At 73.0% G+C, this 21591-nt stretch carries 14 protein-coding genes and 3 tRNA genes; 7 read left to right on the top strand and 10 right to left on the bottom strand.

Translation table 11 applies throughout. The features are described from left to right. The first annotated feature begins 24 nt into the window (after positions 1-24). Positions 25-98: transfer RNA gene (locus AB0M29_RS37700), tRNA-Lys, on the top strand. Positions 99-208: 110 nt separating this feature from the next. Continuing rightward, positions 209-282, top strand: a tRNA-Lys gene (locus AB0M29_RS37695). A gap of 84 nt (positions 283-366) precedes the next feature. On the opposite strand, the gene AB0M29_RS37690 is transcribed toward AB0M29_RS37695, so the two are convergent. After that, the gene (locus tag AB0M29_RS37690; protein ID WP_365391297.1) at positions 367-1122 is read right to left on the bottom strand and encodes an IclR family transcriptional regulator C-terminal domain-containing protein; all 756 of its coding nucleotides are present in this window, start codon (positions 1120-1122) and stop codon (positions 367-369) included. A gap of 314 nt (positions 1123-1436) precedes the next feature. On the opposite strand from AB0M29_RS37690, the gene AB0M29_RS37685 reads away from it, so the two are divergent. Continuing rightward, positions 1437-2552, top strand: coding sequence for an LLM class flavin-dependent oxidoreductase (locus AB0M29_RS37685; RefSeq protein WP_365391295.1), 1116 nt, complete (start codon positions 1437-1439; stop codon positions 2550-2552). 262 nt (positions 2553-2814) lie between these two features. Continuing rightward, the gene (locus tag AB0M29_RS37680; RefSeq protein WP_365391293.1) at positions 2815-4596 is read left to right on the top strand and encodes a glycosyl hydrolase family 18 protein; all 1782 of its coding nucleotides are present in this window, start codon (positions 2815-2817) and stop codon (positions 4594-4596) included. Positions 4597-4737: 141 nt separating this feature from the next. Here the strand turns inward: AB0M29_RS37680 and AB0M29_RS37675 are convergent, their stop codons facing one another. Then, complete coding sequence (locus AB0M29_RS37675) at positions 4738-6498, bottom strand: EAL domain-containing protein (RefSeq protein ID WP_365391291.1); 1761 nt, start codon at positions 6496-6498, stop codon at positions 4738-4740. A gap of 306 nt (positions 6499-6804) precedes the next feature. Here AB0M29_RS37675 and AB0M29_RS37670 point away from each other — a divergent pair, with 306 nt between their 5' ends. Continuing rightward, entirely contained in the window at positions 6805-8049 is a 1245-nt protein-coding gene (locus AB0M29_RS37670; protein ID WP_365391289.1) for a M6 family metalloprotease domain-containing protein, read from the top strand. Positions 8050-8065: 16 nt separating this feature from the next. Further along, positions 8066-9322, top strand: a complete 1257-nt coding sequence (locus tag AB0M29_RS37665) for a M6 family metalloprotease domain-containing protein (RefSeq protein ID WP_365391287.1) — start codon at positions 8066-8068, stop codon at positions 9320-9322. Between the two features lie 42 nt (positions 9323-9364). On the opposite strand, the gene AB0M29_RS37660 is transcribed toward AB0M29_RS37665, so the two are convergent. The 3 genes from AB0M29_RS37660 to lysX all read right to left on the bottom strand — a co-directional run bounded on the left by AB0M29_RS37660 (position 9365) and on the right by lysX (position 14388). Next, entirely contained in the window at positions 9365-9793 is a 429-nt protein-coding gene (locus AB0M29_RS37660; protein ID WP_365391285.1) for an OsmC family peroxiredoxin, read from the bottom strand. 80 nt (positions 9794-9873) lie between these two features. After that, entirely contained in the window at positions 9874-10905 is a 1032-nt protein-coding gene (locus AB0M29_RS37655; RefSeq protein WP_365391284.1) for a polysaccharide deacetylase family protein, read from the bottom strand. 75 nt (positions 10906-10980) lie between these two features. Continuing rightward, entirely contained in the window at positions 10981-14388 is a 3408-nt protein-coding gene (lysX, locus tag AB0M29_RS37650; protein WP_365391282.1) for a bifunctional lysylphosphatidylglycerol synthetase/lysine--tRNA ligase LysX, read from the bottom strand. Positions 14389-14624: 236 nt separating this feature from the next. Between lysX and AB0M29_RS37645 the strand changes: the two genes are divergently transcribed. After that, the gene (locus AB0M29_RS37645) at positions 14625-16178 is read left to right on the top strand and encodes an alpha/beta hydrolase (protein WP_365391280.1); all 1554 of its coding nucleotides are present in this window, start codon (positions 14625-14627) and stop codon (positions 16176-16178) included. A 48-nt stretch (positions 16179-16226) separates the two neighbouring features. Here the strand turns inward: AB0M29_RS37645 and AB0M29_RS37640 are convergent, their stop codons facing one another. The 5 genes from AB0M29_RS37640 to AB0M29_RS37620 form a co-directional block, all read right to left on the bottom strand. Next, positions 16227-18773 carry a phosphatidylglycerol lysyltransferase domain-containing protein gene (locus AB0M29_RS37640; protein ID WP_365391278.1) on the bottom strand — a complete coding sequence of 849 codons (2547 nt, stop codon included), beginning with the start codon at positions 18771-18773 and terminating at the stop codon, positions 16227-16229. Positions 18774-18863: 90 nt separating this feature from the next. Beyond that, positions 18864-18937: transfer RNA gene (locus AB0M29_RS37635), tRNA-Lys, on the bottom strand. 56 nt (positions 18938-18993) lie between these two features. Continuing rightward, positions 18994-19662: a bifunctional DNA primase/polymerase gene (locus tag AB0M29_RS37630; RefSeq protein ID WP_365391276.1), complete on the bottom strand. Its 669-nt coding sequence runs from the start codon at positions 19660-19662 to the stop codon at positions 18994-18996. Positions 19663-19809: 147 nt separating this feature from the next. Next, on the bottom strand, positions 19810-20175 hold the full coding sequence (locus AB0M29_RS37625) for a hypothetical protein (RefSeq protein ID WP_365391275.1): 366 nt from the start codon (positions 20173-20175) through the stop codon (positions 19810-19812). A gap of 80 nt (positions 20176-20255) precedes the next feature. Further along, complete coding sequence (locus AB0M29_RS37620; protein WP_365391312.1) at positions 20256-21554, bottom strand: AAA family ATPase; 1299 nt, start codon at positions 21552-21554, stop codon at positions 20256-20258. Positions 21555-21591 lie beyond the last annotated feature (37 nt).

The raw sequence follows: 21591 nt of genomic DNA, 5'->3' as shown, positions 1-21591 counted from the left end.
GACCACGTATGATGATCCTGTCAGGCGCCGCTAGCTCAGTTGGTTAGAGCAGCTGACTCTTAATCAGCGGGTCCGGGGTTCGAGTCCCTGGCGGCGCACTCGTGCGAAGGCCCTCCGTGTGAACGGGGGGCCTTCGGCGTTTCCCGGCCCGGGTCCGACCTGGTTTGGGCCGACCCCTCGGGATCAGGTAACATCTCCACGTCAGCAGGCGCCGCTAGCTCAGTTGGTTAGAGCAGCTGACTCTTAATCAGCGGGTCCGGGGTTCGAGTCCCTGGCGGCGCACAGACGGTCGAAGGCCCCTCGCGGAAGCGGGGGGCCTTCGTCGTGCGGAGCGCGTGCCCGGGCGGCTCAGCTGGCTCGGACGGCTCAGATGGTGAACGACAGCAGGACGGGCGCGGCCCGCTGGTGCAGCGTGTCGACGGCGGGCTTGAGCCGGTGGGCCTGCGAGTACGGCATCGACAGCGCCAGGCAGGCGACGGTCTTGCCGATGGTGACCGGGATCGCGGCGCACACGGTGCCGACCGCGTACTCCTGCAGGTCGAGGGTGGGGACGCTGGCGGGCTGGCGCTCCAGCTTGGTGAGCAGCACCCGGTCGTTGACGACGGTGCGCGAGGTCAGCCGGGCCGGGCGGTGCCGCGAGAGGTGTTCCAGGCGGCTGTTGTGGTCGAGCTGCGAGAGCAGGCACTTGCCGACCGCGCTGGCGTGGGCGGCGGACCGGAAGTCCACCCATTCGTTGACCTTCGGCGCGTTGGGTCCGTCGGCGAAGTCGATGATGTGCACCTCGCCGTCGTCGTAACGGCTGAAGTAGACCGCCGCGCCGACCTCGTCGCGCAGCTCGGTCAGTACGGCCTTGAGCTTGTCGGCGAGCGCCTGGTCGCGGTTGGCGGCGCCGAGCAGAACCAGCGACTCGCCGATCACGTATCCGCCGCCGGGCAGGAAGCCCAGATAGCGCTCGCGGCGCAGCATGGCCAGCAGATGCGTGAGGTAGTCCAGCGGCACACCGATCTCGCGCGCCAGCTGTTCGGCGGTGACGCCGTGCCGGTGGGAGTCGACGGATTCCAGAACGCGCAGCGCGTTCTGGACCGCGTAGACCGGCGCGATCTGTCGGTTCTCAAGCGCCACGGTAGCCCCCTGCAGGTATGACCGTTTGCGTCCCGGCTGTCGCTGCTGGTCACGGAAGAAGGTCGGAATGGACCCGTTCCGGCAGCTCGGCCAGCATCCACGATAGCCCCAATCGCGTTTCCCGTAGAGGCGGTTGAGGAGTTATCTGGCCTCCTGCGGGCGTATATGCAGGAAGGCGCCACTCTGGCATATGCCTAGGTCATTGCCCTCTTCTGGAATGCCGCACTCAGGGTCGAATTCCGGCCGGGGAATAACCGGACGGTGTCTCCGGTTGCGCTGGGGGCAGGCAGGAAAGCGATCGAGGAGGCGCCCGCGTGGCAGACGAAGAACGACGCACCGACCACGATATCCGCGGCACGGTCCGCGGCAGCGCCCCCGTACCGCTGTCCGTGCTCGACCTGGCCACCGTCGGCAGCGGGCTGACCGCCACCGACGCGCTGCGCACCAGCGTCGAGATCGCCAGGACCGCCGAGACCCGCGGCTTCCACCGGATGTGGGTCGCCGAGCACCACTCGATGCCGGGGGTCGCCAGCTCCTCGCCCGCGGTGATCCTCGCCCACCTCGCCGCCCACACCCGCACCCTGCGGCTCGGCTCGGGCGGCGTCATGCTGCCCAATCACGCGCCGCTGGTGATCGCCGAGCAGTTCGGCACCCTGGAGGCCATGGCGCCGGGCCGGATCGACCTCGGCCTCGGGCGCGCGCCCGGCACCGACGGCGCCACCGCCGCCGCGCTGCGCCGGAGCGAGAGTCTGCACGAGGGCGCCGACGAGTTCCCGCGGCAGCTCGCCGAGTTGACCCGCTTCCTGGACGACGACTTCCCCGACGGCCACCGCTACGCCCGGATCCACGCGATACCCGGCCCGGTGCAGGGCAGTGCGGACGGCGGGGTGCAGTCGCCGTCGCGGCCGGTCATCTGGCTGCTCGGCTCGTCCGGGTTCAGCGCCCGGCTGGCCGGCGAGCTGGGACTGCCGTTCTCCTTCGCGCACCACTTCTCCGCCGCCAACACCGTCCCGGCGCTGGCGCTCTACCGCGACTCCTTCCGCCCCTCCGCGGTGCTGGACAAGCCGTACGCGTCCATCGGCGTCTCGGCGCTGGCCGCCGAGGACCCCGAGCAGGCGCGCCGTCAGGTGCTCACCGGCGCGCTGGCCATGCTGCGGCTGCGCACCGGCCGCCCCGGTCTGGTGCCCACCCCCGAGGAGGCGGCGGCCTACCGGTTCAGCCCGATGGAGCGGGAGTTCGTGGACTCCTGGATCACCAACGTCGTCAACGGCGATCCGGACACCGTCCGTTCGGGTCTGGACGACCTCGTCGCCCGCACCGGGGCCGACGAACTGGTGATCACCGCCAACGCCCACACCCCCGCCGCGCGGCTGCGTTCGTACGAGCTGATCGCCGACGCGTACGGCTTCCCGAAGGACATCGCGGGCTGACGCGCCGGTTAAAGACTCGTTTCCCGGCCACCCGTGGTCCAACGGCGGAATGGTTGATTCCGCACCCTTAAGCCAGCGTTAAAGCCGCTCGTCAGCCCCTGACGAGCGGCTTTGCGCATCAAGCGGAAGGCTACCGACCGGTCGGCCTGTCGGCGGATTGGTCTAGTCCTAAGTCTGGTTCAGACCATTGACGTGCACTTGATCAGGCGGCTATCCATGCCACAGCCCCCTGTTGTTCCTCCCTCTCCCCCCGGAGGTTCTCGTGCAGTCCAGGAAGAGAGCGCTCGTGGCCGCCGCCACCAGCGCCGCGCTCGCCGTCGGCGGCCTCGTCGCGCTCGTCGGCGGCGTCGGCACCGCGCAGGCGGACACCACCGCCGCGGCCAAGCCGGCCGCCGCAGCCGCGAGCAGCGGCGGTGTCAAGATCGCCTACTACGACCAGTGGAGCGTGTACGGCAACGCCTTCTACCCGAAGAACCTCGACACCGAGGGGATCGCGGGCAAGCTGAACGTTCTCAACTACTCGTTCGAGAACATCGACCCGACGAACCTCACCTGTTTCGAGGCGACCAAGGCGTCGGACTCCACCAACGAGTCCGACCCCAACGCCGGTGACGGCGCGGGTGACGCGTTCGCGGACTACCAGAAGTCGTACGGCGCGGACATCAGCGTGGACGGCGTCGGCGACGTCTGGAACCAGCCGATCGTCGGCAACTTCAACCAGCTGAAGAAGCTCAAGGCGAAGTACCCGAACCTGAAGATCGTCGCCTCGCTCGGCGGCTGGACGTACTCCAAGTACTTCTCCGACGCCGCCGCGACGGACGCCAGCCGCAAGAAGCTGGTCAGCTCCTGCATCGACATGTTCATCAAGGGCAACCTGCCCGTCCAGGGCGGCTACGGCGGCCCCGGCACCGGTGCGGGCATCTTCGACGGCTTCGACATCGACTGGGAGTACCCCGGCTCGCCCAACGGCCACACCGGCAACCACTACAGCGCGGCCGACAAGGCCAACTTCACCGCGCTGCTGGCCGAGTTCCGCACCGAGCTGGACGCCTACGGCGCGGCCAACGGCGGCAAGCACATGCTGCTGACCGCCGCCCTTCCGGCCGGTCAGGACAAGATCGCGAACGTCGAGACCAACAAGATCGGCAACTACCTCGACTACGCGAACATCATGACGTACGACATGCACGGCGCCTGGGACGCGACCGGTCCGACCAACAACCAGGACCCGACGTACCAGTCGCCCAGCGACCCCTCGACCGCGATCCCGCCGGGCACCGAGAAGTACAGCACCGACGGCGCGATCAAGGCGTGGACCACCGGTGACTCGGCCTACGGCATCCCCGGCGGCTTCCCGGCCAACAAGATCACCATGGGCTACCCGATGTACTACCGCGGGTGGACCGGTGTGACGGCGGGCGCGAACCACGGCCTCTACCAGTCGGCCACCGGGCCCGCCGCCGCACGCGGCATCAGCCAGGTCGCGGGCACCGCGTACTACAAGGAGCTGTCGGGCATCGTCGACAACGCGTCGACCACGTTCTACGACTCCGCCAGCCAGTCCAACTACTTCTACAACGGCAACGAGTTCTGGACCGGCCTGGGCAGCCAGGGCATCCAGGCCAAGGCGGACTACGCGCACTGCCACGGACTGGCCGGTTCGATGATGTACTCGCTGCTCGACCTGGACCCGTCGGCGACGCTCTTCAACAAGATCGTCACCGCGACCAACGGTTCGGCCTCCGGCTGCGGCACCCAGACCACGCCGCCCACCACCCCGCCGACCACACCCCCCACGACGCCGCCGACGACCCCGCCGACGACCCCGCCGACGACGCCTCCCACCACCCCGCCCACCACGCCTCCGACCACCCCGCCGGGCGGCACCTGCACCCTGCCGTCCTGGTCCGCCTCGGCGATCTACGTCAACGGCAACAAGGTCTCCTGGAAGGGCCACAACTGGAACGCCAAGTGGTGGACCACCAACGAGGAGCCCGGCACCACCGGTGAATGGGGTGTCTGGCAGGACCTCGGCGCCTGCTGAGCCGACTCCGTCGAAGGTCTGACGGCTGAACAACCTGGGGTCCGCGTCCTCACTCCCCCCGAGGACGCGGGCCCCTTCCGTGTGCGCCTCAATCGCCGGAGGGGCTGATTTCTCCGCCCCGCCGGCGATCGAGCCGCGAAATCAGGCCAGCAGCCGGGAGATCGCCTCCGCCCCCACGGGACGTGAGTAGTGCCAGCCCTGGCCCGTGTCGCAGCCGATACGCCGCAGCCGCTCCGCCTGTTCGGCGTTCTCGACGCACTCGGCGGTGACGGTGAGGCCCAGCCGGTGGGCGAGTTCGACCAGGGCCTCGACGATCGTCTCGTCGGCGGGGTTGGGGTGCTCGGCGGAGCGGAAGCCCTGGACGAAGGAGCCGTCGAGCTTGAGGGCCGAGACCGGCAGACGGCTCATGTAGGCGAGGTTGGAGTAACCGGTGCCGAAGTCGTCGATGGCGATCCGCACCCCCATCTCGTGCAGCGCGTGCAGCGCCTGCAGCGGGCGGCCCGCCGAGCCCATCACCGCGGACTCGGTCAGCTCCAGCTGCAGCAGCCGCGGCGGCAGCCCCGTCTGCGCCAGGATCGCGGCCACGTCGGCGACCAGGTCGGAGTCCCACACCTGCCGTACGGCCACGTTCACACTCACCGTCAGCGGCGCGGCGGGGTACGCCTGCTGCCAGGCGCGGGCCTGGCGGCACGATTCGGCGAGCACCCAGCGGCCGAGCTGGACGATCGAGCCGTCCTCCTCGGCCAGACCGATGAAGCGGTTCGGCGCCAGCCGCCCGAAGTGCGGGTGCTCCCAGCGGACCAGCGCCTCGACACCGCGCAGTTCGCCGGAGTCCAGCGCGACCAGCGGCTGGTAGTCGAGCACGAACTCGCCGCGCTCGACGGCCTGCCGCAGGGTGCGCGACAGCGCCTGCCGGGTCATCCGGTGCTCGTTGCGCTCAGGGTCGAAGAGCGTCCAGCGCGCCTTGCCGTCGGCCTTCGCCCAGTACAGCGTGGTGTCGGCGGCCTGCATCAGACCGGTGGCCGAACTCCCCGCCGCCTCGCGCTCCACCACGCCGATGCTGGCCGAGACCGCGAGCCGGTGGCCCGCCACGTCGAACGGCCGCTGCAGCGCGGTCAGTACGGACTCGGCCAGCTCGGTGGCCTGCCCGGTGCCGGTGGAGTCCCGTACCAGCAGGACGAATTCGTCGCCGCCGAGCCGGGCCACGAGATGGCCGCCGGGCTCCGCGCAGGACAGCAGCCGCCGCGCCACCGCCGCCAGCAGCGCGTCGCCGACGCGGTGGCCGAGGGTGTCGTTGACCGCCTTGAAGCCGTCGAGGTCCAGGTAGCACAGGCCGATCCGCCCGGTGCGGCCGTCGGTGGTCACGCAGGCGTCGGTCAGCCGCTCGAAGAACAGCGCCCGGTTGGGCAGCCGGGTGACCGGGTCGTGCATCCGCAGATGGCGCAGCTGCTCCCGCAGGGTGTCGCGCTCGCCGACGTCCTCGACCGACAGCAGCAGCGCGGCGCCGCCGGCGGCCCGGGACAGGGTGATCTCGGCCCGCAGCGCGGCCCCGTCGCCCCGGGTGATCCGGCGGGTGCAGCGCAGCCGGTCGCGGCGGCCGGAGAGCACGTCGTGGAACGCGCCACGGGCGTGCGCGTCGCCGGTAAGCCCCAGGAGGGAAGCGGCGCCTTCGGCCGTCAGCCGTTCGGGTGAAAGACCCAGCAGGGTGCCGAGGGCCCGGTTGGCGTCCAGGACGGTGCCGTCCGGTGCCAGCAGAGCCATCGCTGACTGGGCGATCGCGAACGCGGCCCGGTAGTCGCGCAGTTCCGTGTCGGCGGATCGCCGGGCAGAGCTGTGACTGTGCGTGATGACTTGCGCCGTACTCTCGGCTCCGACGCCGGGGCCGCCCGCGGGTACGCCCATTGCCGCTCCCCGTGTCGCTCTCGTCTCGCTCGCGATCATATGGGCTGGCGGAGTTGGTGTTCCAGCGTCGTCGTGGTGATTCTCCGCACGTGTACGACGGGATCGATCCACTGTGCGACCGATCTCGATCAAGTGATCGCTTCTGGTGGGTCATTACGGACCGTAGTGATCGGTGCGCGGTGCCCGCATGGAGCAGTTGAGCAGGACATATCGCCACAATCCATAGCAATGTGATGGAGGTGTCCCGAACGGGCTCACGAACCCTCCCCGGAGGTCCATGTGCGGCGGCCAGACATCTCGGCAGGCGTGTCGACAGGCGTACGCCGGCGCGTCCTGCGTTCGGCGGCCGCGGCTGTCAGCGTGTTCTGCGCGGTCGTCGCGTGGACGCTGGTGTCGGGGCCGACCGCGGCCGCCGCCGCGGGCACCGCCTGCCTGCTGCCGCGTACCTCGGTGCACCACTCCGAGGGCGTCGACGGCTGGGAGAGCGGCTACGCCCGCCCCACGGGCGACGTCAACGCGCTGATGATCTTCCTCTCCTTCCCGGACGCCACCCCCGACCTGACGACCCAGGAGGTCGAGGCCGACCACTTCCCGGCGACCACCGACTTCTTCCAGCGCGCCTCCTACGGCAGGTTCCACCTGCGGGTGCACCCGGTCGGCCACTGGCTGCGGATGCCGCACCCGTCCACGTACTACGCGATCGACCGGGACTGGGACGCCAAGCACCGCACCGCCTATCTGCGGGACGCGATCGCGGTGGCGGACCCGGTCGTCGACTTCCACGGCTACGACGTCGTCTATCTGGTGGCCGACCCCGACGCGCCCGGCGTGGACTCCGACGCCACCAAGGTGGTCAACCTGGCCGCCCCCGTCACAGTGGACGGCACCAGCATCGGCAGGCTGGTCACCGTCTTCGAGCGGCACCCGCCGGACCGCAACGTCCTGGCCCACGAGACGGGTCATGTCTTCGACCTGCCCGACCTCTACTACCGGCCGCCGGCCGGCAGCAACGCGGACTGGGACACCCATGTCGGCGACTGGGACCTGATGGGCAGCCAGTTCGGGCTGGCCCCCGACCCCTTCGCCTGGCACAAGTGGAAACTCGGCTGGCTCGGTGCCACCCAGGTCGACTGCGTCTCCCGCACCGGCACGAGCTACCACGACCTCAGCCCCGACGAGACGCCCGGCGGCACCAAGCTGACGGTGGTGCGCACCGGCCTCGACACCGCGCTGGCCATCGAGGCGCGTACGCCCGCGGGCAACGACGGCACCACCTGCCGCTCCGGCGTACTCCTCTACGAGGTCCGCTCCGACACCGAGTCCGGCGAGGGCCCGATCGACGTGCTCGACGGCCACCCCGGCACCTCCGCGTGCGCCGCCACGTCCGTCTACCCGCCGCTGGCCGACGCGCCGCTCGGCGTGGGGGAGTCCTATCTGACCGCGGACAAGTCCATCCGGGTGACCGTCACCGGCCGCACCGCGGCGGGCGGCTGGACGGTGAAGGTCACCGAGGGCGCACCCGGCCCCGACGGCCCCCGCCTGCGGGCTTAGGGCGTGCCCTGTGGCCATGGCCTCCTTCTCCGCGTGGCTGCACCGCACGGGAGCGCGTGCCGCCGCCCTCAGCGCGATAGGTGTGCTCGCCGTCGGCAGCACCGTCTCCGCGGGAGCGCGCGGACCGGCGCTGTCGGCCTCACCGCCGCCCGCCGCCCGGCCGTGCGCGCTGCGCGCCACCCCGGGCGTCGCCATGTCCGAGGGCTTCCCCGACAGCTCGGCCCGCGGCCCCGACGCCGAGTTCGCCCCCGCCACCGGCCGCGTGCGCGCCCTGACCCTGCTGATCGACTTCCCCGACGCCCACGCGCCCTACAGCGCCGCCGAGCGCTACGCCGAGTTCTTCCCCGCCGTGAAGAACTGGTACGCCGTCAGCTCCTACGGCCGCCTGGACTACGAGTCGACGCCCGTCCTGCGCTACATACGGATGCCGCGGCCGTTCTCGGCGTACGGGATAGGCCGCGGCTACGGGTGGGACGCCCACACCGCGATGATGCGCGACCTGCTCAAGGTCGCGGACCGCGGCATCGACTTCCGCGGCTACGACCTGGTCAACGTGCTGGTCACCCCGAACGCGGGCCCGCCCGCCGACGAGGCCGTGCTCTCCGTGACCTGGACCGGCGCCTCGGCCGCCACCACCGACGACGGCGCGCACCTGGACAAGGTCTCGCTCATCTACGGCCACGACCAGTCGGGCCCGCGCGTGCTCAGCCACGAGAACGGCCACGCCTTCGGCCTGCCCGACCTCTACGCCGCCGACGACTTCCAGCACACCGACACCCTCGCCGGGCAGTGGGACAGCATGTCGCTCGACTGGGGACTGCAGGGCGACCTGTTCGCCTGGCACAAGTGGCGGCTCGGCTGGATCACCGACCGGCAGATCGCCTGCGTGTCCACCAGGAGCGACGCGACGTACCAGCTCAAGGCGGTGGAGATACCCGGCGGCCGCAAGGCCGTGATCATTCCCTACGGTCCCACGCGCGCCTACGTGCTGGAGGCGAGACAGGCGCTGGGCAACGACCGCGACGCCTGCCGCGAGGGGATCCTCGCCTACCGGGTGCGCACCGACGTCGACTCGGGGGCGGGGCCCGTGACCGTCCAGGACGCCCATCCGCGCACCTCCGCCTGCGACTTCAGCAGCGGGTCCTTCAACTCCCTCAACGACGCGCCCTTCCGGGTCGGCGAGGGATTCACCGACCCGGCGGCGGGTCTCACCTTCCAGGTCCTCGGGCGGACGGCGACCGGCGACTGGAGGGTCCACGTCACCCGTCACTGAACCGCCCGGGACCGGCGCCTGTCCGGTGGGGGATCAGGCAGATCAGGCCAGCAGTTCGGCCTCGAGCGTGATGTTCACACCCGCGAGGGCCTTGCTGACCGGGCAGTTGGCCTTGGCGTCCTGCGCGGCGGCCTGGAAGTCCTCGGCCGACAGGCCGGGGACGCGGGCCTGCACCGACAGGACGATGCCGGTGATGCCCTCACCCGGCTGGAAGGTGACGTTGGCCTGGGTCGTGACGGTCTCGGGCGGGGTGCCCGCACCGGCCAGACCGTGCGACAGCGCCATGGAGTAGCAGGAGGAGTGAGCCGCGGCGATCAGCTCCTCGGGGCTGGTCTTGCCGTTCGCGGCCTCGGCGCGCGAGGGCCAGGAGACCTCGTAGCTGCCGACGCCCGAGGTGTCCAGCGAGACGGTCCCGGCGCCGCCCATCAGCGGGCCCTTCCACTGCGTCGTCGCGGTGCGGGTGGTTGCCATGGTGAAGCCTCCAAGAGGTGCGGAACGAGATGGCGCCGAGCGCCTCCTGCACGCTACCTCGCGGCGCGCCCGTCCCGCCTTTATCGCGCCGGGAAGCTGTACGTGTAGCCCTGCGCGTCGAGTTGGTCCAGCAGCCGGGAGAGCGCGGCCACCGTCTCGGTGCGGTCGCCGCCGCCGTCGTGCATCAGGACGACCGCGCCCGGCCGCAGTTCCCGGTCGACGGTGCGCAGCACCTTGTCGGTGCCGGGCAGCGACCAGTCCCGTGAGTCCACCGTCCAGCCCAGCGGGCGCAGTCCGTGGTCGGCGGCGATGTGCCGGATCGGCGGGGTGAAGTCGCCGCCCGGGGCGCGGTAGTACCAGAGCGCGGCGCCGGGGCCCGCGGCCCGGGATATCTCCGACTGCGCGTCGACTATCTCGTGCGTGTTGTACGCCAGCGACTTGCCGCCCTGCCGCTCGTCGTGGTGGACGGAGTGGTCGCACAGCCGGTCGCCCTCGGCGACGATCCGGCGCACCAGGTCGGGGTGGGCGGCGGCGTGCGGGCCGATCTCGCAGAAGGTGGCCTTCGCGTGGTGCCGCGCCAGCACGTCCAGGATCCGCGGGGTCCAGCGCGGGTCGGGGCCGTCGTCGAAGGTGAGGGCGACCGAGCGGCCGCCGTCCTCCAGCGAGTGCTGGATCGTCTCGGCGGTGTGCGCGGCGCCGCCCGGCGCGGAGTCACCGCGCGCGGAGCCGGTGCCGCCGGCCGTGCTGCCTGTGGTGCCGCCGGTGCCCGGGGTGTCCGAGCCAGTGGTGCCGCCCGGAGTGCCCGTGCCGCCCTCGGAGGGGGCGGCGGGGCGGGACGCGCCGGAGGTCCCGGACGTGCCGGTCGGGCCGGTCGTGCCAGTCGGGCCGGTCTCCGGGGGAGCGGTTCGCTGGCCGGGGATGACCGGCCGCGCCGTGTCGCGGGCGCTGTGGGCGATGCCCCGCGCACCGGCGGCCGACGCGTGGCCGCCCGCGTGCGGTGTGCCGCACGCGGCCAGCGCGGTCCCGGCGAGCGCCGCGGTGGCCACCACGGCGGCCGTCCGCCACGCCATCGCCCGGCTCACCAACCCAGAACGTCCGCTTTTGTACGTCATGCCCACTACCGTAAACAGGCCGCGCAACCCCCAGAAGGCTCCTTCCGGCCACCCGCGACCCCCCGAAAACCCGCTTCAGCGGCGGCGTACCAAGGGGAAGGGCAGGGTCTCGCGGATGGACCGCCCCGTGAGGAACATCACCAGCCGGTCGACCCCGATCCCCAGCCCGCCGGTCGGCGGCATCGCGTACTCCAGCGCGGTCAGGAAGTCCTCGTCCAGCTCCATCGCCTCGGGGTCGCCGCCCGCCGCGAGCAGCGACTGCCGGGTCAGCCGGTCGCGCTGCTCCACCGGGTCGGTCAGCTCGGTGTACGCGGTGCCCAGCTCCGTGCCGTACGCCACCAGGTCCCAGCGCTCGGCCAGCCGCGGGTCGCCGCGGTGCCCGCGGGTCAGCGGCGAGACGTCGGTGGGGAAGTCCTTGTAGAAGCAGGGGGCCTGGGTGCGCTCCTCGACCAGCCGCTCGTACATCTCCAGCACGATGTCGGCCGCCTCGTCGTCAGGCGTGTACGGCACCCCGGCCCCGTCGCACAGCGTCCGCAGCCGGTCGGCGGGCGTGCCGGGGCCGATCTCCTCGCCCAGCGCCTCGGAGATCGCGCCGAACACCGTGCGCACCGGCCACACCCCCGACAGGTCGACCTCCTCGCCGTCACCGCGCCGGGCGATCTGCGCCCCGTTCGCCGCGGTCGCCGCGCTCTGGATCAGCTCGCGCGTCAGCTCCAGCATCACGTCGTAGTCCGCGAACGCCTGGTACGCCTCCAGCATCGTGAACTCGGGGTTGTGCTTGTACGACACGCCCTCGTTGCGGAAGGTGCGGCCGAGCTCGAAGACCTTCTCCACGCCGCCCACGCACAGCCGCTTCAGGTACAGCTCGGGCGCGATCCGCAGATACAGGTCCAGGTCGTAGGCGTTGATGTGGGTGGTGAACGGCCGGGCGTTGGCGCCGCCGTGCACCGGCTGCAGCATCGGCGTCTCGACCTCCAGGAAGCCGCGCTCCGACAGCGTGGCGCGCACCGAGTGCACGGCGGCGCTGCGGGCGGCCAGCACCGAGCGGGCGTCCGGGCTGACCACCAGGTCCAGATAGCGCTGCCTGACCTTCGCCTCCGGGTCGGCCAGACCGCGCCGCTTGTCCGGCAGCGGGTGCAGGCACTTGCCGGTGAGCACCCAGGTGTACGCGTCCGCGGTCGGCTCGCCGCCGCGGGCGGCCGTCATGGTCGCCTCGACCCGCAGCTGGTCGCCGAGGTCCACCGTGGTGCAGAACCGTCGCAGGCCGTCGCGGGCCAGCCGGTCCCGGGTCAGCATCAGCTGGAGGTCGCCCGACCAGTCCCGCAGCGTCACGAACACCACGCCGCCGTGGTCGCGCACCCGCAGCACCCGGCCCGCCAGCGTCAGGTCCGTACCCGGGGCGGCGGCCCGCGCGGCCGCCAGGGTGTGCGTCGGGGCGACGCCCGGGGGATACGGGTCGGTGCCGTCGCGCCGCAGCCGTTCCAGCTTCGCCAGCCGCACCCGGACCTGCTCGGGCCGCGCGGGGCCGTGCGCGGCGGTCGCGGGGGTCTCGGCGGCCGCCGCGGCCTCGGCGGCCTCCGGGGCTTCCTCGGCCCGTGGCACCTTCCGCCGGTCCTTGGCGGCGGCCGCACCGGCCGCCGCACCCGCCGCGGCAGCCGTCCCCGCCGCCGCGGCCCCCGCCTTCGCGTGCGGCGCGAGCCGCCGCGCCGGCTGCGCCTCGGTGATGTCCGGCGCCGTCAGATCGGCCGCGGCCGGCTGGGCGTAACTCCGGTGCTTCCAGAACCGCAGCCGGGGCACCTCCACGAAGCCCTCGGCGATCCCGGACGCCAGTCCGATCCTGGCCAGGTCCTTCGCGTCGGCGTAGCAGAGGAAGCGCGGGTACCAGTCCGGCTGGTACTTCACGTTCGAGCGGTAGAGCGCCTCCAGCTGCCACCACCGGGAGAAGAACAGCAGCAGTCGCCGCCACAGCCGCAGCACCGGCCCGGCGCCGATCCGCGCGCCCTCCTCGAAGACCGAGCGGAAGACCGCGAAGTTCAGCGACACCCGCCGGATGCCGAGCGCCCCCGCGCCCGTGGCCAGCTCGGTGACCATGAACTCCATGATCCCGTTCGGCGCGGTGCGGTCCCGCCGCATCACGTCCAGCGACACCCCGTCGTCCCCCCACGGCGCGAAGGACAGCAGCGCGATCACCCGCCCCTTGCCGTCCAGCGCCTCCACCAGCAGGCACTCGCCGTCCGCCGGGTCGCCCAGCCGCCCCAGGGCCATCGAGAAGCCGCGCTCGGTGTCGGTGTCCCGCCACTGGTCGGCGAGCCGGATCACCTCCCGCAGCTCGTCGGGCGACAGCTCGTGGTGACGCCGGATCCTGCTGCCCGCACCCGTGCGGCGGACCCGGTTGACCGCCTGCCGGGTGCCGCGCATCTCCCGCCCCGACAGGTCGAACGACGCCACGTCGAGAATCGCCTCGTCACCCAGCTCCAGCGCGCCGAGCCCCGCCCGCGCGTACGCCTTCGCGCCCTCCTCGCCCGCGCCCATCACCGCGGGCACCCAGCCGTAGGCCGCCGCGTACGCCAGCCACGCGTCGATCGCCGGACCCCACGCCTCCGGGTCGCCCAGCGGATCACCGCTGGCCAGGCAGACGCCCACCTCCACCCGGAAGGTCACCGCGGACTTCCCGCTCGGCGAGAACACCACCGACTTGTCGCGCCGGGTCGCGAAGTACCCCAGCGAGTCCTGCGCGCCGTACTTCGCCAGCAGGCCGCGGATCCGGCCCTCGTCGTCGCCGTGCAGCGCCGCCTCGACCTGCTGCGACCTGAACAGCGTCGCCGCCGCGGCCAGCAGCGCCAGCGCGCCGAACAGACCGAGCCAGAAGTTCGTCCAGTACGGCGCCCGGCCGACGTTCGCCGGCAGGTCGTTGACGCCGCCGACCACCTTGTTGACCGCCCAGCGCAGCCGGTCGGAGCCGTGCAGGGTGCCGGGGAAGAGCACCAGCATCCCCCAGCCCACCAGGACGCCGATCACCAGACCGCAGACCAGCACCCCCAGCGCCCGCCAGAACGCGCCCTTGCGCACCCGGGCGGAGAACTGGCCGCGCGCCGCGATCACCACACCGAGCACGGTCCCGGTGATCAGCAGCGCCGGGATCGCACTCCACTCCCGCACCGTGATGAGCAGGATGTTCGCCAGCACGGTCAGCCCGAGGAAGACCGCCACGATCCAGTACGCGACCCGTTTGCGGGCCGCCATCGCGCCGCCGAGCAGCACCAGGAACGCGGCGTACGCCAGGTTCGCCGAGGCCGGGACGGTCAGGATCTCGATCCACCGCCGCACCGGCTCCAGCACGTGGTGCAGCGGGGTGACCACCGCCAGGACCGCGCAGAAGAGGGCCAGGAACCCGAAGAACTCGCCGAACCACCCGGGCACCCCGGGGGCGAACTCGTTCCAGCGCGCCGACCACCGCGCCGACATCGGGGCCTTCCGGGCCATCCGGTCCGCCTTTCGTGCACGCGCGGGAGTGACGTGGACCTTGTGCGTCCAGACCTGTGCTGTTCAGCTTTCCGCAGCCCCGGGAAACCGCAAGACGGGGACGTCCGCCCGGGCCGCTTCCGGACTGCTTCCGGGCCGCTTACCGGCCGCCGTCCGCGCCGCCGTGCGGCCCGCATGCGACGCCCCCGCGTGCCGCCTACGGTGGGCGTATGGCCGCTCGGCGGACACTTCCGGGGATGGCGTCGCGGGGTCCGCGGCGGGGGATACGCAGGCCCGGACCCAGGGTGGCGGCGGCCGTCGCCGTGGTGCTGATGGCCGTGCTCAGCGCCCCCGCTGCCCCGGGTGGCGGTACCGGCCGCGACGACGGCGGCTCCGGGCTGCGGGCGTACTACCGGCAGCAGCTCAGCTGGGGCGGCTGCCCGGCATCGGGCGGCGCGGTCGGCGGGGCGTGGCCGCTGAAGGTGGCGTGCGCCACCGTCCAGGTGCCGCTGGACTACGCCCAGCCCGACCGCGGCACCCTCACCCTCGCCGTCGACCGCGTCCCGGCCACCGGACCGGGACCGCGGCTCGGCTCGCTGCTGATCAACTTCGGCGGCCCCGGCATCTCCGGCACCGCGACCCTCACCGACGAGACGGCCGCCGACCTGGCCCGGCTCAACACCCGCTACGACCTGGTCGGCTTCGACCCGCGCGGCGTCTCCCGCAGCACCCCCGTGGACTGCGGCGACCTGTCCGGTGTGACCGCCGCCGACGCGGTCGGCCAGGCCCGGCAGATATCCCGCGCCTGCCACGCGGTCTCCGGCACCCTGCTGCCGTACGTCGGCACCACCAACGCCGCCCGCGACCTCGACGTCATCCGGCAGGCCGTCGGCGACGACAAGCTGGCGTACCTCGGCTTCAGCTACGGCAGCAAGCTCGGCGCCGTCTACGCCCACGAGTTCCCGGACAGGACCGGCCGTATGGTCCTCGACGGCGTCCCCGACCCGACGCTCGACGAGGCGGACACCGCGCTGGCGCAGACCGCCGCGTTCCAGAAGGCGCTCACCGACTTCGCCGCCGACTGCGCGGCCCACCCCGGCTCCTGCCCGGTGCCGGGGCACGACGCCACCCACGTACTGGCCGGGATATCCGCCGGGGTACGGGAGTTCGACGGGCGGGCGCTCACCACCTCGCTGGGCCAGCTCGACCGCTCCGGCTATCTCCAGGGGCTGCAGAACGCCCTCTACTCCAAGGACAGCTGGCCCGATCTGCGGCAGGCGCTGGCGGACTTGCGGCGGGGCGACGGCGAGCTGATGATGCAGCTGGCCTACCCCGGCGATCCCGGCCAGGCGCCGGGCCGCATCCCGGCGCCCGCCGACTGGGCCGGGGCGCCGCGGGACAACTACGAGATGGCCAAGTTCGCCATCGACTGCCAGGACACACCGGAACGCCCGTCCGCCGCGGGCCTGCACACGCTCGACGCGAAGTTCACCGCCGCCTCACCGCTGTTCGGCTCCGCCATCGAGGCCACCCTGCTGTCCTGCACCGGCTGGCCGCCCGGTGACGGCGCCTCCCGCCACGTCGCCGCCCCCGGCGCCCCCTTCGCCCTCCTGGTCTCCACCACCGGCGACCCCGCCACCCCGTACGCCGGAGCCCGCCGCATGGCGGCCGCCCTCGGCAACGGCAGCCGGGTGCTGACCTACCGCGGCGAGGGCCACGGCGCCTACTTCGCCCACAACGCCTGTGTGAACGCCACCGTCGACGCCTATCTGCTGGACGGTACGGTCCCGCCGGGCGACACCACCTGCTGACGCCCGCGGGTCACGCCCCGGCCGGCATGTCGCGCCGAGGGGCGCGGGTCACGCCTCCTCCGGCGTGCCGGGCTCCGGCGGCAGCAGGGCTTCCTGGCGGCGGCGCAGCCGCGGCGCCGTCAGGAAGCCCTCGGCGATGGCGGAGGCCGCCGCCACCCGGGGCAGGTCCGTCGGGCGTTCGTACAGCACATAGCGGGACTGCCAGCGCGGCGCGAACGCGGCGTAGGCCCGCTCGCGCTCGGTGAGATGGCCCAGCCGCGCCAGCAGCCGCAGCGGCGCGCGGCGGACCCGGGAGGTCAGCGCGCTGCGGAAGGCGGTGAAGTTCAGCGAGACCCGGCCGATCCCCGCCAGCGGGCCGGTCCCGGCGTGGGCGCCCAGCAGCACCTCGGTGATGAGGAAGTCGACCGGCGCCCGCCCGGACTCCCGGTCGCGCCGCAGCAGGTCCAGGGTGAGCCCGTCGGGACCCCAGGGGACGAAACCGAGCAGCGCGCAGGTGCGGCCGTGCGCGTCCAGGCACTCGGCGAGCAGGCAGTCGCCGTCCGCCGGGTCGCCGAGCCGCCCCAGCGCCACCGAGAAACCGCGCTCGGCGGAGTGCCGCCGCCAGGCGTCGGCGAGATGGCCGAGCCGCCGCAGCTCGGCCGCGTCGATCTCGCGGTGCCGCCGCAGCCGTACGGTGTACCCGCCCGCCGCCACCAGGGCGTGTGCCTGCCGCAGCGCCGCCAGCCGTACGTCGCCGCCCGCGAAGGCCGCCGCGAACGGCCCGACCTGCACCACCGCCTCGTCACCGGCGAGCAGCGAGCGGAAACCGGCCGCCTCGTAGACCACCGCGGCCGCGGGCCCGGCGTTGCTGACGGCCGGCACCCAGGCGTGGCGGCCCGCGGTGTCCAGCCAGTGGGCGACCGCGCCCGGCCACGCGTCGCGGGCGCCGACGGGATCGCCGGAGGCCAGGGCGACCCCGTTGACCACCCGGTAGAGCACGGCGGCGTCCCGCCCCGTCGTCCAGCACACCGACTTGTCGCGGCGCAGCGCGAAGTACCCGAGCGAGTCGCGCCGCCCGTGCACCCGCAGCAGCGCCCGCAGCCGCCGCTCGTCCGCGGGGCGCAGCCGGGCCCGGCCGCGCGGCGAACGGAAGAAGGCGAGCAGCACGACGAGCATCAGCGCGACGCTGAGGATGTTGATGGCCAGGTCCGTCCAGGCGGGCACCGAGATCTCCGGCAGCTCGAACAGCCCGGAGACGGTGAGCACCCGCAGCAGCGTGTAGCGCAGGCTGGCGCCCCAGTCGGGCGGCGGCGGCTTGTCGGTGGCGTGCACCAGCAGCGTCCCCAGGCCCACCGCGATCACACTGCCCACGACGAAGGAGAGCAGCCCCAGCCAGATGTTGCCGCGCTCGCCGCGCACGTTGAACACCGGCCGGGACACCAGCAGCGCGACCAGCACCAGACCGGTCAGCGCCAGCGAGACCCAGTTGAAGGGGTGCCCGCGGCTCTCCGGCACCGCCACCACACCGGCGCAGCACAGTGCCCCGTACCCGGCGGCCAGCACGGTGGTGACGATCCACGCGGCGCGCTTGTGGCGGCGCAGGCTGACCGAGAGCACCAGGGCGAGCACGGCGCCGGTGAAGCCGGGGCTGACCAGGAAGGCGGTGAAGTACTCGCCGTCGGTGGCGGCCCGCACCCGGTCGCGGAAGGGCGCGATGGCGCCGGTGACCACGTTCACGGCGGCCGCCACCCGCAGGTACCAGACGGCGAAGGCCGCGCCGGGCCGCCGCAGCGGCGGCAGCACATCCGCCAGCAGCCGCTCCAGGCGGGACGGCGGCAGATCCACGATGGTGGTCCTGGGCCGGGGCTTCGAGGGGCCGGGCGACGGCAGCGGGGCACCCGCCACCGCGTCCATCACGGCCGTCTTGGCCGCCACCATCCTGCGGTGGATACGGTCCTCGCGCCGCTCCGCCCTGGCCATCCGCCGCGGCCGGGAGGTGTACCGCCAGCGCGCCCAGGGGCTCGCCGGGCGGGCCAGCCGCAGCGCGCCGACCACCGCCAGCAGCGGCAGCATCACCCCGAGCAGCCCGGTCCACACCTTGCCCTTGGACAGACACACCACCACGAACAGCAGCAGCACCGCGCCGGTCGCGTACTGCCCCCACCCGCCGCCGACGAATCCGCCCAGCGGCGCCTGCCCGATCAGCAGCAGTCCGATCACCGCCACCGCGAGGATCACCGCGTCGACGGACTGGCGGCCCTGCTCACTCCAGTAGACGTCCTTGAGGTGCAGCACCAGCGCGAACTCGTCGAGCACCAGCCCGCAGCCGACGCCGAACACCACGGCCAGCACGTCGTGCGCCACGGGGCCGCCGCGGACCGCGAAGGAGCCGATGCCGCCGATCAGCATCATCGCCTGGCCGAAGACCACATGGTGGATGTGGAGCCCGCCCGGCTTGACGTTGCCCGGCCACCACTTCACCCCGCGGCGGATCATCCGGACGCTGAACCGGATGAAGAGGAACGACCCGATCAGCCCGAGCAGCAGCAGGAACAGCGGTTCCCTTCCGGTGTCCACGATCCGGGTGCGGTACGCGTCGGACAGCCACTGCACCATGGCTCCAGGGTCGTCGGGGCGGGGGTCGGCGGCCACCCGGGCGGGGACGAAGAAGGCCCCCCGCTTCCGCGAGGGGCCTTCGACCGTCTGTGCGCCGCCAGGGACTCGAACCCCGGACCCGCTGATTAAGAGTCAGCTGCTCTAACCAACTGAGCTAGCGGCGCCTGCTGACGTCGTAGACCTTAGCATCCGGTCAGCGAGGAGTGGAAATCGAAATGGATCAGGCCCGTCCGGGTGCCCTGACCAGGGCGGGAGCGGTTCTCGCCGGGCCGGGCCTGGCGGCCCGCACACACGCCCAGAGCAGCACGTCCGCCCCCGGCAGATAGGGGTGCCGGGTGTCGGGCGCGACCACCCAGCGGGACACGGCGGCACCGTCGCCGTCGGCGGCCTCCGGGCCGTCCGGCTCCGCGTGCAGCGGCGGTACGGTCACCGCGTCGCCGAGGCCGTGGCACACGATCGGCGGCATCGCGCCGCCCCACTCCTCCCAGCCCAGCAGCGCCGGCAGCCGCTGCGCGGTGCCGGGTGCGACCAGCAGCAGGAACCGGCCGCGGTGCACGGCCACCGGACCGCTGCCGGGGCCACCGGCCCACAACCGCTCCAGCAGACGGCGGCCGAAGAGCGCGGGCAGGTTCACCACGTCGAAGGCGATACCGCAGGGCAGCACGCTGGGCGCGGTGGGCCGGGCCGACCACAGCGCCTCGACGCTGCGCGGGAAGGCGCTGGCGGAGGCGAGCCAGGCGGCGCCCTCGGCGGTGACGAACGCGGTGTGCTGCCGCCGCTGGGCCTCCGAGACGGCCAGCGACACGGCGTCGCTGACGGCATCGGTGACGCATTCCGTGACGGCGTCGGCTAACGAGGAGTTCGCGGTGGCGCGCTGCCATTCATCCATGGCGTCTACATGTACTCGCCATCGGGTTGACGGTCTGTCAATTCGCCCGAATTCACCACGCCGACACGGGACATGGGGTACATTTCCGCCCGGTGTCCGGCGGGTGACTCCCCGGCGACCGGTGGGTGACGCGGCGCCGCGACGGCGTCAGGGCGTCCCGCCGCGGCCCGCGATCAGACCCTCGCCGTACTCGACCATCCGCTTGGCGTAGTCCTCGGTCCACCCCGCCTGCTCGGCGAGCCGGGCGTACGTCAGCCGGTCGAACCGCCGCGGATCGGCGAGCTGCGCCGCCGCTATCGCCTGGAACTCGGTGGCCCGCTCGGCCGCGGCCCGGAAGGCCAGCGCCAGCTCGGTGGCCCGGGCCAGCATCCGCGCCGGGTCCTCCATCGACTCCAGATCGAAGAAGTGCTCGGGGTCGGCGACGGCCGCGGCCGGCTCGAAGGCCAGTGACGCCGGTCGCCTGTACTGCGGCGCGCTCTTGCGCGGGTTCTGAGCCGACTGCGGCTCGGTCATTCGGATACCTCCCGGATCGTTCACGCCCTCCATTGTCCCGCGCGGGGGCAAGCCCCTCTACGGCCGCGGCGGGCGGCGCCTCAGGGGCGCCAGCTCACCCGGTGTTCCGCGAGGTGGGCCAGGACCGCGTGGTTGGCCTCCCAGCCGTCAGGGAACTTCACCGTCACCCCGAGCTGTACCGGCTCGGAGGACGGGTGCTCGTCGAGCAGGTCGGCGACGCCCGCCCGGCACACCACGACGCAGGCGTGCCGGTGCCGGGAGGCCAGCACGCACAGCCGCCCCGTCTCCAGATGGAAGGCGGTCGCGTCCGGCCGCCCCGACAGCGGGTGCAGCACCACGGTCACGTCGAACTCGCGGCCCTGCAGCCGGTTCGCGGTGTCCACGGTCACCCCGCCGACGCCGCCCGGCACCCCGAGCTCCGCCAGCGCGCCGCGCACCGCCGCCGCCTGGTCGCGGTGCGCGGTGCCGACCGCGATCCGGTCCGCGGTCAGCGGCGCGGGCCCGGACGCCGACTCCGAGTACGTCAGCCCGCCGCGGTCCAGCATCCGCCGCACCACCAGGGCCACCGCCCGTACCGCCTCGGGATCGGTGCGCGGGGTGTGCCGGGCGGGCAGCTCCAGCAGCCCCCAGCCGCTCTCCGCGGCCTCGTCCAGCACCCGGTCCGGACCGCCGCCGTCCCCCGGCACCCCGAACGCCAGCCGCCGGTCGCCCTGCCCGGTGCCGCTGCGGAAGGGCGTGTACGGGTAGAAGGCCCGCGACACCAGCGGCGCCGCCGACGCGGGCAGCCGCCAGGACACCGGCAGCCGGTGCTGCGGCAGCCCCGGGTTGTGCGCGAGCAGGGTGACCACCGCGCTCGCCGACGGGTCGTAGCTCAGCCCCGCCCACTGCTCCGCGCCCACCACGCTGAACGGGTCCAACTGCCCCGGGTCGCCCACGAAGAGCGCCCGCTCGAACAACCCCGCCACCTGCAGCAGCGCGTCCGAGCGCATCTGGTACGCCTCGTCCACGATCGCGTGCCGCCACGGCTCCGCGTCGGCGGACTTCACGTACGCCCACTTCGCGGCGGTCGCGATGACCACCTTGCACGGCCGCAGATCCGCCACCGCACTGGACTTCAGCAGCGACGGATGCCGGTCGAGCGCGGGGTCGGGCGGGGAGTCGGCGCCGTGCAGACGGCCGACCGCGAGGTCGGGCTCGGCGCTCGCCAGCCGGTCCGCGAGGTCGTCGACCTGCGCGTTGGTCTGCGCCACGATCATCAACGACTCGCCCGCGGCGGCCAGTTCGCGGGCCGCCCGCACCACCAGGGTGGACTTGCCCGCCCCCGGCGGCGAGTCGACCACGACACCGCGGGCCGTGCCGCGCAGCGTGCTCTCCAGGATCGCCGAGGTCGCGGCGGCGGCCTCCGCCCCGGGGTCG

The organism is Streptomyces sp. NPDC051976 (genome assembly GCF_040680795.1).
In the GTDB taxonomy this organism is placed as follows: Bacteria; Actinomycetota; Actinomycetes; order Streptomycetales; family Streptomycetaceae; genus Actinacidiphila.
This window is presented reverse-complemented; position numbering and strand designations above follow the sequence as displayed.